At 51.6% G+C, this 16381-nt stretch carries 10 protein-coding genes; 2 read left to right on the top strand and 8 right to left on the bottom strand.

Annotation, left to right across the window (positions count from 1 at the left end; translation table 11 throughout):
• Window positions 1-77: 77 nt before the first annotated feature.
• Genes ACSF8X_RS13990 through ACSF8X_RS13980 form a run of 3 tightly spaced genes read right to left on the bottom strand, consistent with a single transcriptional unit; the run spans window position 78 to window position 4985 of the window.
• Window positions 78-1346, bottom strand: coding sequence for a sigma-54-dependent transcriptional regulator (locus ACSF8X_RS13990; RefSeq protein WP_500850259.1), 1269 nt, complete (start codon window positions 1344-1346; stop codon window positions 78-80).
• Window positions 1333-3708: a sensor histidine kinase gene (locus ACSF8X_RS13985; RefSeq protein WP_500850258.1), complete on the bottom strand. Its 2376-nt coding sequence runs from the start codon at window positions 3706-3708 to the stop codon at window positions 1333-1335. The genes ACSF8X_RS13990 and ACSF8X_RS13985 overlap by 14 nt, the downstream gene beginning before the upstream one ends.
• A 2-nt stretch (window positions 3709-3710) precedes the next feature.
• Window positions 3711-4985: an ABC transporter substrate-binding protein gene (locus ACSF8X_RS13980; protein ID WP_500850257.1), complete on the bottom strand. Its 1275-nt coding sequence runs from the start codon at window positions 4983-4985 to the stop codon at window positions 3711-3713.
• A gap of 345 nt (window positions 4986-5330) precedes the next feature.
• Between ACSF8X_RS13980 and ACSF8X_RS13975 the strand changes: the two genes are divergently transcribed.
• Entirely contained in the window at window positions 5331-6719 is a 1389-nt protein-coding gene (locus ACSF8X_RS13975) for an MFS transporter (RefSeq protein ID WP_500850256.1), read from the top strand.
• Window positions 6720-6795: 76 nt separating this feature from the next.
• Here the strand turns inward: ACSF8X_RS13975 and ACSF8X_RS13970 are convergent, their stop codons facing one another.
• The 4 genes from ACSF8X_RS13970 to ACSF8X_RS13955 form a co-directional block, all read right to left on the bottom strand.
• Window positions 6796-8067, bottom strand: coding sequence for a sigma-54-dependent transcriptional regulator (locus ACSF8X_RS13970; RefSeq protein ID WP_500850255.1), 1272 nt, complete (start codon window positions 8065-8067; stop codon window positions 6796-6798).
• Window positions 8054-10417 carry an ATP-binding protein gene (locus tag ACSF8X_RS13965; RefSeq protein ID WP_047877443.1) on the bottom strand — a complete coding sequence of 788 codons (2364 nt, stop codon included), beginning with the start codon at window positions 10415-10417 and terminating at the stop codon, window positions 8054-8056. The genes ACSF8X_RS13970 and ACSF8X_RS13965 overlap by 14 nt, the downstream gene beginning before the upstream one ends.
• A complete protein-coding gene (locus ACSF8X_RS13960; protein ID WP_047877442.1) occupies window positions 10417-11682 on the bottom strand; it encodes an ABC transporter substrate-binding protein in 1266 nt (421 codons plus the stop codon). The genes ACSF8X_RS13965 and ACSF8X_RS13960 overlap by 1 nt, the downstream gene beginning before the upstream one ends.
• A 248-nt stretch (window positions 11683-11930) precedes the next feature.
• Window positions 11931-12431 carry a YfbU family protein gene (locus tag ACSF8X_RS13955; RefSeq protein WP_047877441.1) on the bottom strand — a complete coding sequence of 167 codons (501 nt, stop codon included), beginning with the start codon at window positions 12429-12431 and terminating at the stop codon, window positions 11931-11933.
• Between the two features lie 714 nt (window positions 12432-13145).
• On the opposite strand from ACSF8X_RS13955, the gene ACSF8X_RS13950 reads away from it, so the two are divergent.
• Window positions 13146-14399 carry a NupC/NupG family nucleoside CNT transporter gene (locus ACSF8X_RS13950; protein ID WP_500850254.1) on the top strand — a complete coding sequence of 418 codons (1254 nt, stop codon included), beginning with the start codon at window positions 13146-13148 and terminating at the stop codon, window positions 14397-14399.
• Window positions 14400-14473: 74 nt separating this feature from the next.
• Here the strand turns inward: ACSF8X_RS13950 and ACSF8X_RS13945 are convergent, their stop codons facing one another.
• On the bottom strand, window positions 14474-16228 hold the full coding sequence (locus ACSF8X_RS13945; RefSeq protein WP_500850253.1) for a formate--tetrahydrofolate ligase: 1755 nt from the start codon (window positions 16226-16228) through the stop codon (window positions 14474-14476).
• Window positions 16229-16381: the final 153 nt, after the last annotated feature.

Genomic DNA, 16381 nt, shown 5'->3' with positions numbered 1-16381 from the left:
TCGATTGTGATTGTCAAAGCCCTGCGAGTGCAGGGCTTTTTTGTTGGAGTGGTGAGGTACGGTGACCGATGAGATGGTTAACGAACCTTATAAGCATCTTTGTTGAGTTCGTACTTTCGCATTCTTAGATACAGTTTTTTGCGCTGTATCTTGAGGTAGTCGGCCACATCGTTGATCCGCCCGGCATGAAGATAGAGTGCATCTTCGATTAGCTGCCTCTCGTATTGCTCGATCAGGTCATCAAGGGGGCTGGTCAGTTGCTCTATAGGCTGCTGGCGGTCGTTGCCCGACAGCTTGACGATACCGATCGCGTAAAGTTCAGCGACGCTTTTTAGTTCTCGGATATTGCCAGGCCACTGGTGACGTTTCAGAGCCTCGATATAAGCACGGTCTATCTTAGGTAGCGGCTTGCCGAGCAGGGCGCAGCTGTTTTTCAAAAAATGGCGAAACAGCGGGATGATATCCTCTTTGTGCTTACGCAGCGGCGGGATCGCCAGCCTAACTTGGCTGAGGAAGTAGAACAGCTCGGGAAGCAGCCGGTGCTCCTTGAGTTCTTCTTCCGGGCTCTCATCAATGACGGCAATGAATTTGACATTGTGGTTGCCGGTTCTTTCTTGATTAAGCAGAAAGTGGCTCAAGAATCGTTGCAGAGCTATGGGCATTGCGGCTGGTTCGTGGATCAGGAGCGTGCCGTGGGTTGCCTCTTCGAGTGCTGCGCTGAGTTGTTCTTGATTCAATAGGCTCGTGCCGCTTTTGATCACCAAGGGGGCCGAGCCCCGGGTACTGTGTTCATGGAGCAATGCGGCTGTAGTATGGCGGCCACTGCCATTTTCGCCCTCGATGAGCACGTCTTTGTCTGTCGTGGCCAGCAATTTGATATGGTTGCGCAGCTCGCTGATGGTGTCACTGTTGCCGAGTAGCTGGCTAGGTAAGGTGTTTTCGATAATTTTCCATTGTTCGACACGCTGCTGCCGCTCGCCGATAACCTGCGCCAATAGGCCAAGTAGTTTTTTGGGCTTCAAGGGTTTTTCTAGGTAGTTCACGGCCCCTTTTTGCATGGCTTCGACCGCCATTTCAATATCGCCGTGACCGGTGATGGTGATTATTGGCAGGTGGGGGCTGATTGCCTTGACCTTATCGATGAGCTCCATCCCGTTCATGGTTGGCATGTAGATGTCAGTGAGGATCACACCTGACCAGTTTGCATGCAGTGCCGCAACGGCCTGATGGGGGTCGAGGTATGCCTTGGTCTGGTAGCCCGCCAGTTGAAGAAGGTGCTGGCACGAGTTCAGTACATGCTGGTCATCGTCGATAATAATGACTTGGATGTCGTTAGTTAGCAGCATTGATAGGTAACTCCAAAATAATCATTGCGCCGCCATTGAGTGCTGAAGCAAGCCGGATAGAACCATTCATTCTGTCCATGATTGAGCGGCAAATATTTAAACCTAGCCCCAACCCGACTTCTTTGGTCGTGGTAAACGGGGTGAAAATCTTATGGGTAATATCGTGATCGAAGCCCGGGCCGTTGTCGCAGCAGGCGATGGTCACACAATCATCTGTGCGGTTAATTTCGGCGATGCTCACCCGGCCCACGGTATCGACCTGCGGGGCGAGGGCGTCGCAGCTGTTGAGGAGCAGGTTGACAAGGATCTGCTCGATTTGGATCGGCTCGCCGAAAGCATGGCATTCGCGATCTAATTCGTTGTGCAGTTCGATACTGTGCTGTTTTGCTCGGCAGGCCGCGATTTCGATAGCATTGGCCGCCGCAATTGACAGGCTGGTTTTCGTCACAGGCCGAGCGCTGCTGGTTTTTTTTGAGAAACTCCGCAGGTTGGCAATGATGCGATCCATCCGTTCGCAGATCTCATCCATCTTGACCATGGTGTCGTTGATGGCCGGGTACTGTTCTTCATCGTAGGTCATCTGTACGGTATAGATATAAGTAGAAAGTGCAGAGAGCGGTTGGTTCAGCTCATGGGCCAGTGTTGTCATTGCCTGTCCTACAGCTGCCATTTTGGCGGCTTGGATCAGCTCGTCCTGAGTGGTGACGAGATCGGCCTCGGCCCGTTTGCGTTCTTCTATTTCGTCTTGCAGGGCGGCATTGCTAGCCGAGAGAGACAGGGTTTTCTCTTCGACTTTTTGTTCAAGCCAGCGAGCGATGTTTTCCTGCTCGGTGATATCTGTCAGGGTAATGATGACCTTGGGCTGGTTGTTTTGCTGGTAGAGCCGAAGGTCGAGTCGGAAATAGCGTTGCTGCCCGTCGGCACCGAGGCCGAGAGTCAGGCTATGAGCCCCGTCTTTTAGCAGTGGGCTAGCCTCGGAGAAAATGGCTTTTAGCGAGGCTTGCTGATGGGGGGCAAACAGCGCCCAGATAGTCTCTGATGGCATGATGTCAGCACATAGGCGAGGGAATAGCTCCCTTGCTCGGCTGTTGACGGATTCGATGCAGCCGCGAGTGGTGCAGGTGATGATGCTGGCCTCGGTATTGTTGATGAGGTTCAGGGCGTTGGTTTTCTCCATCTCCTGCCTCTGAAGCAAGTAATTACGTAAATCTTGGCCGAGGCGGCCGATTTCATCCTGCCCGCTGACTGAGACCGCAAGCTCTTTTTTACCGCTGACAACGGCATTGAGCGCCAGGCTTAGATCATGCAACCGGGCAACGATACGCTTGCGAACGAAATAGGTGCAGATAAAAATGCTGCTCAGCAAGGCGCACAGCAAGACGGCTATCAGGGCATGGTTGCCGATACGAACCGTCTGCTTGGCATCATCTTGAATATGGTTGAGTGTTCGGCGGGTTTCGCTGACCAGCTGGCGGATGTATTCCTGTTGGAGCGATAACCGGCTTTTGATGGCGGTTTTCTGTTGTTCGACGGCGCTTTGGGTGGTCTTGGTCTGGCTGAGTAGTTGGTAAAGCTGGCCATCAGGCTTGACGATGTCGGCAAGTTCAGCCACAAGCTGAGACAGGGCAATACTGGCGGCATTGTGCTGCATGGCATTGCTGAGCGCATTCAGCTCTTGAATTTTATAGCCGATAAACTGAAAGGCACTGCTGAGGTTGCGGTGTGGGTGCTGGTCGATAATTTCCTGAACCAGTGCGATCAGCTTGCTTTCTTGCAGCCGCAGCTCCTGTAGCACCGTGAAGTCCTTGTTGAGCAGCGCAAGCTTCTCATCACTCAGGCTGGTGTTGTGCGAGTTGGTAACCTGCCATTCGAGTTCTTGGTTGAGCGGCGTGATCTCGTCGAGGAGATCCTGATGGAGCCAGAGTATCGTCTCGGTGACTTTCTGCCGTTCTTGAGCAAGGTTGAGTTTGGTTTCCAGTAGGCGGCCGTAACGCTGGATATCTTGATTCAGCAGGAGATAGAGCTCGGCCAGTTGGTTGGTTGGCGTCATCGTTTCCAGCGTTGAAATAGTGTGGTTGAGCTGGTCTAGCTCCAGATCAACGTCGGTGTGGATTTGGCCGAGCCGAGCGAGGCTGGCAGTGGTATCCAGTTCATTGAGATAGGTTTGCAGTTCGGCGCTGTTGCGTTCGAGCTGGTAGCTGGCCGTCAGGGCAGGAATACTGCCGTCTACCATCATGTCCATTTTTTGGTCGAGGATCCCCCAGGTAACAAAGGCCACGCTACTGACTAGTCCAATCATGAACAATACGGCACTAAACGCGGTAACCAGTTTGGCCCAGATGGTTTTACAGCTCATCTTCATGGTCAGTTACCCAAGGTGATGTTGTTGAGCTGCTTTTTTGACTCCAACAGATTGGCGTTAAAGGCCCGCTTCCAGCGTTGGATTTCTGCGGCAACCATAGGGTCGCGCCCGTTTCGTGCTCGATCGCTGTGGAACATCGCCAGATATGCATCGGATCTGGCTTGTTCGGCTGTCACGGGGATGGCGGTCACCGCGTGTTTTGCGGCCGCCAGTGCAGCCCTGTCAGCTGTGCCGAGTTTGGTATTACTGGTTTCGATATGGTGGATTCTTTCCCAGATCGCATTCAGCTCGTGGAGCTGGTTGGTGATCGCCTGATCAAACAGGTGAGATATCAGCGGATCACGGCTGTGCACCAGCTGTTTGTTGAGGGTGAATGTGTGGTTTTGAGCCAATGCCGGCTGGTTGAGTGAGAATTTTGCCATTGAGGAATGTTCAAGTAGCCGTTGGCCGGGATCGGACAACAGAAAGCCGACAAATTGTTGGGCATGGTTAAGGGCATGGCTGCGGCGGGCAATGCCGATATAAGCCGGCATCAAAATTGAATTGGGCAGATAGTTGAAGCGGATGTAGGGGAATACTTTTTGGCTATTGATCGCATAGCTATCTATCACGGGGGCAATGCCGATGAAGCCCTTGGAAATTGCTTCGCTCACCCCAAAACTGCGTGACGAAATAAAAGCAATGTTGCCGCCAAGCCGCATCAGCAATTTCCAGCCCTGATCCCAGCCATAGTGCTGGAGGATATTCTCTACCATCAAGTTGGTGGTGCCTGAGCGCGATGGCGTACTCATTGCTATATGGTGGTAGTAGGTGGCACTGGTCAGTGCTTCCCAGCTGGTGGGCATGGGGAGTTTGTGGCTGTCCAGGTATTGCTGGTTGGCCATTAGGCCAAACCCTGAGTAGCCAAAGGCGTTGACCTCGCCGGAAATATCGAGGATGTGGGGTGTCAGCCAATCGGGGAGTTTCGTTGGTGATGTCATGGCGTAGAGCTGCTTGTTGTGTGACAAGCGGCTGAACAGGACGGGAGACGAAGAAATAATAATATCGATGTTCTGATCATTATTTTTGCCAAGCAGTCGCAGGGCCGAGCGGGTACGGCGGAACATTACCCTAATTTCTGTATCGGGGAAGCGTTGCTGGTATTGCTCAACCAGTTCAGAGATTGAGTGTTGTGAAAACGTTGTCAGGATAACGATCGGTTGGGTTGGTGAGGCGAGACTGGTCAGCGGGGCGATCAACGAACCGATCAAAATCAAAAGATAGCAAAGAAATTTCATATCTATATTTAACGTTTTAGCAAGCAAGGGGCAGGTAGAAAAACCATTCACTGAGGATGGTTTTGTGCGCGTTGTCATAATTTAATAAATTGGCGAAATATATTTTAAATCTGCAATGTTCCCTGTAAGTAACATTTTACGTCTTCTGTTTTTAATTATCTTAGATAGTCTGCGCCGACTCTAGTTTAAATGTCCTCTGGTTGCCCCATCCAAAAAATAAATTTGGGAAAATTTGTTCTCAAAACCAGTGAGTTGCTGTTGTTTTATGACGCCATATCATCTCTCTCCATGCACAGTCGTTTAATGATTGTTCGGTCTGAAATTTAATATTGTCTGGAGACAAAGATGTTTGATTTTTTCAAAACCCGGCCAGATAAGCCGGTGATGGATGTTAGTAAAGATGAAATGCAATCTATATTTAAACGCCATCAGTGGTCGGTATTTTGGGGCTTGGTATTCGGCTATGCGGTATTTTATGTCGTACGTATGAGCTTGGGTGTGGTTAAAAAACCGATGCTCGATGCCGATATCGTCACTAAGGCCGAACTGGGTCTGATGGGGTCAGCGTTTTTCTTTACTTACGCAATTGGTAAGTTTTCCAACGGTTTCTTGTCTGACTACGCAAACATTGGCCGCTTTATGTCATGCTCACTTTTCTTGTCGGGCCTGACAGCTGTGGCAATGGGGATGAACTCGGCAGCTTTCTTTTTCGTATTGTTGTGGGGTCTTAATGGCTGGTTCCAGTCTGTGGGATCTGCGCCATCATGCGTCTCCCTGTTCCAGTGGTTTTCGCCGAAGCAACGTGGTACTCGCTATTCTATCTGGGGAGGCTCGCGCAATATTGGAGAGGGTATAACCTGGATCCTGACCGCGACAATGGTGAGCTACTTTGGCTGGCGTGCCGGCTTTATCGGTGCGGGTATTGCTGCCGTGGTTGCTGCGTTCTGCATGTTCTTCATCCTTCGTGACCGTCCGCAGACTTACGGGCTTCCTGATGCAGCGACGGCGTTTGGCGAAGAGACTGAAATCAAAAAAGCCAACGATCCAAAAGAAACCCGCCGCGCGCAGATGTTTATTCTGAAGCAGCCGGTGATCTGGTTGATTGCATTGTCGTGTGCGGCGATGTACACCTCACGCTATGCAATGTCTTCATGGGCGGTACTTTACCTTCAAGAGTCAAAGGGCTATAGCCTGATTGATGCCGGTTTCGCGATGTCTGCTTACCCTATTGCCGGTCTTGCGGGTGCGATCCTGTCAGGGATCATCTCTGATAAGATCTTCAATGCCAATCGTCATATTCCGACACTGCTATACGGTATCGCGAACATTACCGGTATGCTACTTCTGTTCTTCGGCCCGCAGAGCCGAATGATGGATGCGGTTGCCCTTGCATTGGTTGGCTATGCCATTGGCGGCTTGGTGGTCTTCCTTGCGGGCCTGACTGCGTGTGATTTGATGCCAAAGAATGCGGTAGGTGCGGTGAAGGGCTTTATCGGTCTGTTCTCTTACATGGCAGCCTCGGCGCAGGAGCTGATTTCAGCACACCTGATCACGATTACCGAAGTGACCAACCAAGCTGGCGAAGTGGTTAAGGTTTACGATTTCGGTACGGCGCAGTATTTCTGGTTGGGTGCCGCAGTGGTTTCGCTGTTTCTTGCTCTGACGGTGTGGAATGCCAAGAAGGTTGTCGATATCGACGCCGGGCAGCCTGCAGAACCGGTGTTGATTAAGTAGCGTAGTATCTGGTTAGTTTGCCGGACAAAAGATAGGAAAACGCCCTGCATTGTGCAGGGCGTTTTTGTTTGGGGCGTTAGCTCTGGGCTTTGTATTCGGCTTTGTCCAAGCTGTGCTTTTTCATTCGCAGGTACAATTTCTTGCGCGGGATCTGAAGATAATTTGCTACATCGTTGATCCGGCCAGCAAAGAGGTAGAGTGCATCTTCGATAACTTGCTTTTCGTAGCTGTCGACCAAGTCATCGAGCGGGCTGCTCATATGCTCGATAGGTGTGGTGCGATCTTGGCCTGTCAGTTTTACAATACCAATGGCGTACAGCTCGGCGACGTTTTTCAGCTCCAGCACATTGCCGTTCCACTCATGGCGGTTGAGGGTATTGATATAGGCCTTGTCGATGGTCGGCATCGGCTTGTGCAGTTTCTGGCAGCTCAGTTTCAGGAAGTACTTGAACAGCGGGGCAATATCGCAAACGCGCTGGCGAAGCGGCGGCAGCTGGAAGCGAACCTGACTCAGGAAGTAGAACAGCTCTGGCAGCAAGCGCTCCTGCTCCACAAGGTTTTCTGGTGTCGTACCGGTAATCGCCAGTACCCGGACTTCTTTCTTGTTCTGGCGCTCTTGCTCAAGCAGGAAGCGGCACAGCCACTGCTGGGTCTCCATTGGCATTTCATGGGGATCATGCAGGCTCAGGCTGCCGCTACGTGCCGAGATCATCGCACGCTGAAGGTCGGCGGTACAGGAGATACTGTGACCGACGATTGCCACGAACGGACCACGGTGCAGGGTGCTGTTCTGGTGCAGTAGCTTGGTGACGGTATGGCGGCCGCTGCCGCTTTCACCTTCAACCAGGACATCCTTGGAGGTCAGGGCGATTTGGGTGATTTTTTCACGGATTTTGCTGATCAGCGGGCTGTCGCCGAGCAATACGTCGGTGGTGGACTGGGAAATAGCCGAACGTTGTGCAATGTGAGATTTGCGGGCCGGCAAATGCTTATCCAGCAGGGCGAGCAGCTCGGCTGGCTGAAGAGGCTTTTGCAGGAAGTCCAGCGCACCGCGCTTGACGGCATCGACCGCCATCGGAATATCACCGTGACCGGTGATCATGATAACCGGTAATTTAGGATCAAGTGACTGAATATGGTCAAGTAAATCCATGCCGCTCAAGCCAGGCATGTACATGTCAGTGACCACTACGCCGGGCCAGTCTTTATGAAGTAGCGTAGTTACTAGGGTAGGATCGGTAATGGCCTTAACTTTATAGCCAGACATCTCCAGCAATTGCTGGTAGGACTCCAAAACGTCCTGATCGTCATCAATGATCAATACTTCAATATCGTTATTCATTATCATCGTTTTTCAACTCCAACACGACCATAGCCCCGCCTTGTAGATTGGAGGCAAGATAGATCTCGCCGTCAAAGCGGTTCATTATCGATCGGCAGATACTCAGCCCAAGGCCAAGCCCCACCTCTTTCGTTGTGGTAAATGGAACAAAGAGTTTTTCCATAATTTCGGCGGCAAATCCGTCGCCGCTATCACTGACGGCGAGGCGGACGTGCCCGGCCTCGGCATCAAGAGAATGAATGGTGATCTGGCGGGCATCGCTACCTGCGACGGCGTCGCAGCTATTTACCAGCAAGTTCACCAAAATCTGTTCGAACTGGACCTGATCGGCGATGCAGTAGAGCCCGCTTTCAAGCTCATTGTGGATGGTCGTTTGCTGGACCTTGGCTCGGCTTTCGACAATCATCATGGCCTGCTGCAGTGACGCTTCGATATCGATTCGGTGTAGTCGCTTGTCAGCTCCCTGTTTCTTGGAGAAACTTTTCAGGCTACTGATAATTCGACTCATGCGAGAAGTCAGGTTATCAATTTTCTCCAAACTGGCAGGCAGCTGGTCTGTTCTTGATTTCTCCAAGGCCAGCTTGGCGGTGAAGATATGGGTCGAGATCGCGGACAGCGGTTGGTTCAGCTCATGGGCTAGCGACGTCATGGTCTGCCCGACCACGGCCATTTTGGCAGCTTGGATCAGCTCGTCTTGGGTGTCTCGCAGATCCAGTTCAATGCGCTTGCGATCTTCGATTTCTTCGTGCAGTTGGCGGTTTCGGGTTGTTAATGAGTGGGTTTTTTCCCTGACCATTTTTTCCAGCCAGCGGGCAGCATTTTCCTGCTCGGTAATGTCAGTCATGGTTATGATGACCTTTTCCTTTTGTCCCTGACTGAACAAACGGAAGTCGAGGCGCAGGTATAAGTTGTCGTCTTCGCCTTTGGGTTGTTTGATCGTCAGGTTACAGCCATGTGGTTGGTAGAGCGGGCTACCGGCGGCAAATAGAGATTGCAGTCGGGGTTGCATGGCAAGGCTGAATAGCTCCCAGAATGCGAGAGTATGGGGGAGCTCGACATGGGCAAACAGACTCTGGGCGCTTGGATTGACCGACTCTATTCTGCCATTGAGATCAGAGGTGATGATACTGGCCTGAGTGTTGTTGATCAGGTTGAGGGCATTGCTCTGCTGCATTTCCTGCATTTGGCGGCAGAATTGGCGTAGGTTGTCACCCAGCAGGCCAATTTCGTCATCGCCGCTGACTTGGATTTCGGCGTTGTGCTGGTTGTTGGCCACCGCGTACAAATCCTGCGACAACAGGTTGAGACGCTTCACGATTCCTTTGCCAACGAGGTAGATCGACAGCATGACCGACAGGAACAGGGTGACAATCATCATTCCAAACAAAATCAGGTTACTGATGTTGATTGATTGACGCGTTTTTTCGTTGAGGGCCTGCAGTGAGGCATCCTCATGCTCAACCATCGTCTGGGTCAGAGCTTCCTGATGGCCCAATAGAGACTGTATTTTTTCTTCGTAGGAACGGATCTGGTTATACAACGCATTGTCGCGCACCAACTGGGTTTCGAGTTGGCCTCCGGGTTCCACGAGAGTGATCAGCTCATCCAAAAGTTGGCGGTAAGACGCAGTCGATGAATAGTGACTCAGCTTCTGGCTCATCCTACTGACTTCTTGGGTCTTGTAGCCGATGAAATAGAAAGCGTTGCCGATATCCCGATCTTTGCGCTGAAGGATGATTTCTTGCACCAACTGGTGGAGCTCGTTCTCCTTGACGGTGATGGCTTGGATCAGCGAGAACTCGGTCATCACATCATTGACCGTGCTCGATACCACCGCATTGGGCAGCATGCGGGTGAGTTGCCATTCGACTTCCTGGCGAATTGGCGTCAGTTCGTCAATGAGATCCTGATGGAGCCATTTGATGTTGTTTTCAGTTTGTGCCAGAACAAACAGGTGGGTGTTGCGTTGGTAGAGCAAGTCGGCATAGACCTTGATATCTTGCTGCAAAGTTTGGTTTTCGTGCTTGATCGCCGGGTATGACTCGAGCGTCGCGGTCAGATCAATGGCCGCATTGATGCGATCGAGTTTTTCGAGAATATTTTGTTTGAGATCCGCATGCATGATCGGATCGGTATTGTTGCTCAGCAGGTTGAGTGCCGCCTGCAGCCCAGCGGTATTTCGTTCGAGCTGGTAGCTGGCCTGTAGGGTGGGCATATTTTTGCTGACCATGGTCTGAATTTGGCCATCAAGGCTTTCCCAGTTGGCAATCGCAATGACACTGACGCAGATGTTGAGGAAGGCCATGAAAGTGATGGCACCAATTAGGCGGTTGCCGATGGTATTGCGCAATAGCATCAGTTTTTACGCCTATTTTCATATTGCTCGATCAACCGTTCGCACAGGGCGATCGACTGCTCAAGTTGTTCGCCCATCAATTGGCGCCAGTGGTTGGCGTATTTCACCGTGGTGAGGTCGTTACGATCCATCGTCAGAACGGCGAGTAGGTGCGGGTCTTGGGCTTGAGACTCAGTGACTGGCGGTGTACTGGCAAGCTTGATGGCCAGATTAAGCTGGCGCATTTCAGCATTGTTCAGGTGCGGTAGGCGCTTGACTTCGTTGATGAGCTGCCATGCTTGATTGAGTCGGATAAGCTGTTGGTTGATGGTCTGTTCAAACAGTTGTTTGACCATCATCCCACGTTGGTGCATCAGCTGGTAGTTGAGCTGAGAGACGTCAAACGGCTGGGTCATGTTCTGCTTCAAGGCATATTTGTTCATGCTACTGCTGGACAGGGTATGCTGCACCTGATCAGAAAGCAGAAAACGGATGAACTCAATGCTGTGTGCCGCCGGGTTGATGTTATTAACGGCTGCAACATAGCTCGGCATCAATGGGCTGTTTGGCTGGTACTGGAAGCCGATAAACGGGAAGTGCTCCTGACGTCTGTAGGCATAACTATCGATGATCGGGCCAATCCCGGCCAAGCCGCGGGAGATAGTGTCGCTAACCCCGTAGCTGCGGGCTGAAACAGATGACAGGTTGCCGCCGATCTGCAGCAGTAGTTGCCAGCCTTTTTTCCAGCCGTGCTGTTGGAGGATATTTTCGACCATGATGTGGGTTGTCCCGGATCGTGCAGGGCTGCTCATGACTAAATGACGGAAGTACTGCGGGTCGGTCAGGCTCTCCCAAGAGTCTGGGGCCTTGATATTGTGTTTGGCAAGGTAGTCTTCGTTCCACATCAGCCCGTAACCGGAATAGCCGAATACGGCTACGTTCTCTAGCGTTTGCTGCATGAAGCGCTGGCGCTGGAAAGCCGAGTCGTAATTGAGCGCGTTAAGCGGCATCAGGCTGTTTTGTTCGCTGAGGTAATTGAATAGCGAAGGTGACGACGAAATGACAATATCGATGTCATGGTCGTTCTGTTCGAGGAGCCTGAGCCCCGCGACCTCACGTCGGTGGAGGATCGTGAAGGTCATTGAGGGATGCTCTTCCTTGAATTTTGCCAACAGTGGCTGAAGCGATTCTAGGGTAAAAGTCGTCAGGACGATCAGTTGGTTGTTAGGCTTGGCAAAACAAGAAGCCGATAGGAAACACACGGCAATAAGCAGAAATCGTATCATGTTCAAGTCGCCAGACAGGGATAGGGCTTGTATATACTAACCAAAAGTGTGGGATAACAGAGAGTAGGAATTCGATCGTATCAAATTATTGATGATTTAGTCGCTTTTTACGACAAGTGATTCTTTTGATGGGTCATTTTTGACTCTGTATTTTTGTTTTTATCGTGAGGGATCACATTTTTGTTATTGGTATTGGGCAAATAAAAAACCGGTGCTATGCACCGGTTTGGGCTTTGGCCAAATGCAAATTAAGCATTCATAATCTGCTGAATTTCGCTGACTGACAAGTGATACTGGCGCGGGCAGTTGCGCCATGTTTGCAGCATGCGACGGTATTTGTCCAGCATCGGTACCTGGCTGTTGAACATGTGCTCAGTCTTGTCGAATTGTGGGTACAGCCCTTCGTCTTCGGTCAGGAAGCGAACGTAGTGTACTAGCTGGGCTTCGGTTGCGGCATCAAAGCCAAGGAAGTTCAGGCGGCGCTGGTCAACTTGCTGTTGCTTGTCGGCATCCAGCATTTTGTAGGATTCCTGCATCGCGTGGTACATTTCCATAAAGTCGATAACCTGGCGGCAATCTTGCTCAGGCAGGTCGCCGAAATCTTTGGCGAGCTCGCGCATTTGTAGTCCGTATCCGCGTTCCACGATCGTTTGAAGGCGACGGTACTTTTCTGCATTTTCCGGTGTCAGTTTTGACATCAGGTAGTACTGGTTAGAGAGGATCAGGCGTTGCGCGTTTGTCATTTCCATAATGATAGGCCTTTAATATTTATTGAGCTGGATTGAGATTAGCAGGTTGGTTACAAAAAAAATTGATCTGGTTACGACTTGCCGACTCTTTTTTGCCAAAAAACACTAATCGGACAAACTCTGTCCAGAAGTGCAGGCATTAGTGGCTCTAGCAATCTATTACCCATAGTTATTACATGGGATTATGCCTGCTACGGGTAGGGTTATCTGTTCTGAGGCACGAAATGCCAGTGCCAGTTTTATTGGGTGGGGGACTGGCTTTTTTAACGCGGGAAAAGGCGAAATTGTGCTTTTAGGATGAGGTTGGAATGGCGTGCCGATAATGGCGATAACAGCCGTTGTTGCACCTCGAGCCTGCGAGGATAGGGATATTTGCGGTAACAAACAAACGATATGGTGTTTTTTTCTGCGGTTGGTGCGGGGTATCTTGCACTTACCGGGCGGAGTCCTTACTCTCCTCCCGCTAATATTGCACGAATATTTCGTGCCCACTCGCAAATTGCGCGAGAATCCCCGTTTTTTTCATTCATACGAACAAAATGCTGCTGGGAAGCAAGGATTCAAAGCAGAAGGAAAACGAGTGCATTGGGTGCCTGTTTTATTGCAGGCTGAAGTGTACCTAGGTTGTATTTCCGGTGCTTTGATTTGATCGATAGCCTGTTGTGATAGCAAAGGGCTGGAGACAGTACGCCTAATTGTTTTTATGAGTAATCTATGCAAGTTCTTTCTAGCCTGATCGGTATTGTGCTACTGATCGCTTTGGCTTTCCTGCTCTCCGAGCGACGTAATCGTATTAATTGGCGTACCGTTTTCGGGGCTTTGGCCATCCAAATGACGTTTGCCGCGATTGTGCTGTATAGCCCGTTTGGCCGTGAAGCCTTATCCTCATTTTCTGACAGTGTCCAGCAAGTGATCAATTACAGCCATGACGGGATCAGTTTCCTCTTTGGCGGTTTGGTCTCTGACCGTATGTTCGAACTGTTCGGTGGCGGCGGTTTTGTGTTAGCCCTGCGGGTACTGCCGGTCGTGGTGTTCTTTTCCGCATTGGTCTCGGTGCTTTATTATCTGGGTATCATGCAGTTCATTGTTAATACCCTTGGCCGAGCACTGTCTCGCCTGCTAGATACAAGTCGCCCGGAGTCGATCTCGGCTACTGCCAATATCTTTTTGGGTATTTCCGAAGCGCCTCTGACGATCCGACCTTATCTGTCGACCATGACCCGCTCACAATTGTTTGCGGTGATGGTTGGTGGCATGGCATCGGTAGCGGGTTCGGTACTGGTGGGGTATGCCCAGATGGGGATCCCGCTAGAGTATCTTCTGGCCGCGTCGTTCATGGCAGCACCGGCTGGCCTGATGATGGCCAAGCTGATGATCCCAGAGACTGAAGATACCAGCACATGTACCGGCGATAATAGCGAAGATGAGGATCGTCCGGCCAATGCCATTGATGCCGCCGCTCAGGGGGCGACACAGGGAATGCGGGTGGCACTGAATATCGGTGCGATGTTGCTGGCATTCGTGGGCCTTATTGCAATGATCAACGGGATGCTATCACTGGTTGGTGGTTGGTTCGGGATGCCGCAATTGAGCCTTGATTTGGTCTTCGGCTACTTGTTCTTGCCATTTGCCTATATGGCCGGGATTTGGGATTTTGACGCCGCACAGCAAATGGCGGTGATTTTCGGTACCAAAACGACCATCAACGAGTTTGTCGCCTTCTCTCAGTTGGCACCATTGATTACCAGTGGGGCGCTAGAGCCTCGTGTGGAAGCGATTATTGCGTTTGCGTTGTGTGGCTTTGCGAACTTTGGTTCGATTGCGGTGATGCTGGGCAGTATGGGGATGATGGCACCGAACCGTTATCATGAGATAGCCACTCTGGGCGTACGCTCGTTGGTGGCGGCAACCCTCGCCAACTTGCTCAACGCGACGGTGGCAGGATTGTTTATCAGCCTCGCCGTGTAATTGTTTTAGATAGAGAAAACGCCAGCAGTTGCTGGCGTTTTTTTTTACGTTATCGATGCGTGGTAACGCGTGTTTTAGCTTAGGCCAATGATGTTGCCGTCTTCGTCCAAATCCAGAGCCAGATAAGCCGGCTTTTCAGGTAATCCAGGCATGGTCATTACGTTGCCGCATAGGGCATAGACGAAACCGGCCCCAGCGCAGAGTTTGAGCTCGCGGATCGGAACGATGAAATCGCGAGGAGCCCCTTTCTGGGCCGGGTCATGGCTGATGGAAAGGGGGGTCTTGGCCATACAAACCGCAAGGTTGTCGTGGCCTTGAGCCTTGAACTGGGCAAGTTGCTGCTTGGCAAGTTCGGAGAGTTCGACCCCTCGGCCGCCGTAGCCGACTTCGGCAACGGTCATCAGCTTTTCTTCCAGCGTTTGTGACAGGTTATAGAGCGGCTTGAAGTTGGCGGGTTGCTGGCAGGCACGAACGACAGCGTCGGCCAGCTCTACGGCCCCTTCGCCACCCTTGCCAAAGGCCTCGCTAATCGCCACCTCTACAGGGGTAGCAAATTGCTCGCCTTCAATCATGCGCTTTAGGGTCGTCAGTTCTTGTTCTGTATCCTGCGGGAAGCGGTTGATCGCCACCACAACAGGCACCCCATAGCGGGCGGCATTGTTGATGTGCCATTTTAGATTGGCAAAACCGGCATCCAGAGCTTTGCTGTCAGGTTCGAAGATCGCATCTGGCAGTGCTTGTCCCGGGCGGAGATCGTAGAGACCCGAGTTGGCTTTTAGGCCGCGCAGGGTGGCAACGACAACGGCACAGTCCGGCCCGCGACCGGCTTGCTGGGCCTTGATATTACAGGCTTTCTCAAAGCCCATATCCGAGCCAAAGCCGCCTTCGGTTACGGTGAAATCGGCCAGCTTCAGGGCAATACGATCGGCAATGATCGACGAGTTGCCGTGGGCAATATTGGCAAATGGGCCGGCATGGATCAGCGTCGGTACCCCTTCGAGCGTTTGCATCAGGGTCGGCTCGATAGCCTCGCACATGGTGACAGCCATCGCCCCTGCTACTTGCAGATCCTCGGCAGTGACAGGGTTGCCGTCAAGATCATAGGCCAGTACGACACGACCGATGCGCTGGCGCATGTCAGCCAGATCATGCGACAGGGCCAGGATGGCCATCAGCTCGGAGGCCGCCGAGATCTCAAATCCGTCCTCACGTTCGATTCCGTTGATATCTTTGCCGGGCTCGTTTTTGCCGACAGTGATCATTCGTAGGGCACGATCATTATGATCCATGACTCGCTTCCAGACGATACGGTTGATATCGATGCGCAGGGCTTTTAGTCCCGTTTTTTCGCTGAAGGCTTCATAGCCGTGGCGCTGTTCATGGTAGAGGCGCGCATCCAGTGCGGCAGCGGCAAGGTTATGGGCGGCCGTAACAGCATGGATATCGCCCGTTAGGTGGAGGTTGAGTTTCTCCATCGGCGCAACTTGGCTGTAGCCGCCGCCAGCGGCACCGCCTTTCACGCCGAATACCGGTCCCATCGATGGCTGGCGGATACAAGCTATGACGGAGCGGTTAATTTTAGCCAGCCCTTGGGCCAAACCGATGGTGGTTACTGTCTTGCCTTCGCCAAGCGGTGTCGGTGTAATTGCGGTGACGACGATCAGTTTGCCTTCTTGGCGATCGGCCAGGCGCTTGAGTACGGCTGGTTTGATCTTGGCTTTGAGGGTACCTTGTGGCGTCAAGTCCTCGGCCAGTAGGCCTGCCTGTTGGGCGATAGTCTCGATAGGGGTTAATGTGGTATCACGGCAAATCTCAATATCACTTTTCATGGTGCACAATAACCTCGCTGCGTATCATGTAAAATATTGCGGAAATCATTAAATTCAGTTGGCGCAATCGTTTGCGGTTGGTTTATACCATAATTTTATTATGCGTATATAGCGAATTTCCGAGATAAGTGCGGTGATTTTGTCTTTAATCAA

The sequence above is a fragment of the Photobacterium panuliri genome, assembly GCF_059920555.1.
Note: the sequence above shows the minus strand (reverse complement) of the source record. Positions and strands in the feature narration are given on the sequence as shown.

What these genes read in the sequence shown, in the direction of transcription:
- ACSF8X_RS13985 (WP_500850258.1), bottom strand. Translation starts at nt 3,708, where the DNA reads ATGAAGATGAGCTGTAAAACCATCTGGGCCAAACTGGTTACCGCGTTT.
- ACSF8X_RS13965 (WP_047877443.1), bottom strand. Translation starts at nt 10,417, where the DNA reads ATGCTATTGCGCAATACCATCGGCAACCGCCTAATTGGTGCCATCACT.
- ACSF8X_RS13975 (WP_500850256.1), top strand. Translation starts at nt 5,331, where the DNA reads ATGTTTGATTTTTTCAAAACCCGGCCAGATAAGCCGGTGATGGATGTT.
- ACSF8X_RS13950 (WP_500850254.1), top strand. Translation starts at nt 13,146, where the DNA reads ATGCAAGTTCTTTCTAGCCTGATCGGTATTGTGCTACTGATCGCTTTG.
- ACSF8X_RS13960 (WP_047877442.1), bottom strand. Translation starts at nt 11,682, where the DNA reads ATGATACGATTTCTGCTTATTGCCGTGTGTTTCCTATCGGCTTCTTGT.
- ACSF8X_RS13990 (WP_500850259.1), bottom strand. Translation starts at nt 1,346, where the DNA reads ATGCTGCTAACTAACGACATCCAAGTCATTATTATCGACGATGACCAG.
- ACSF8X_RS13955 (WP_047877441.1), bottom strand. Translation starts at nt 12,431, where the DNA reads ATGGAAATGACAAACGCGCAACGCCTGATCCTCTCTAACCAGTACTAC.
- ACSF8X_RS13970 (WP_500850255.1), bottom strand. Translation starts at nt 8,067, where the DNA reads ATGATAATGAATAACGATATTGAAGTATTGATCATTGATGACGATCAG.
- ACSF8X_RS13945 (WP_500850253.1), bottom strand. Translation starts at nt 16,228, where the DNA reads ATGAAAAGTGATATTGAGATTTGCCGTGATACCACATTAACCCCTATC.
- ACSF8X_RS13980 (WP_500850257.1), bottom strand. Translation starts at nt 4,985, where the DNA reads ATGAAATTTCTTTGCTATCTTTTGATTTTGATCGGTTCGTTGATCGCC.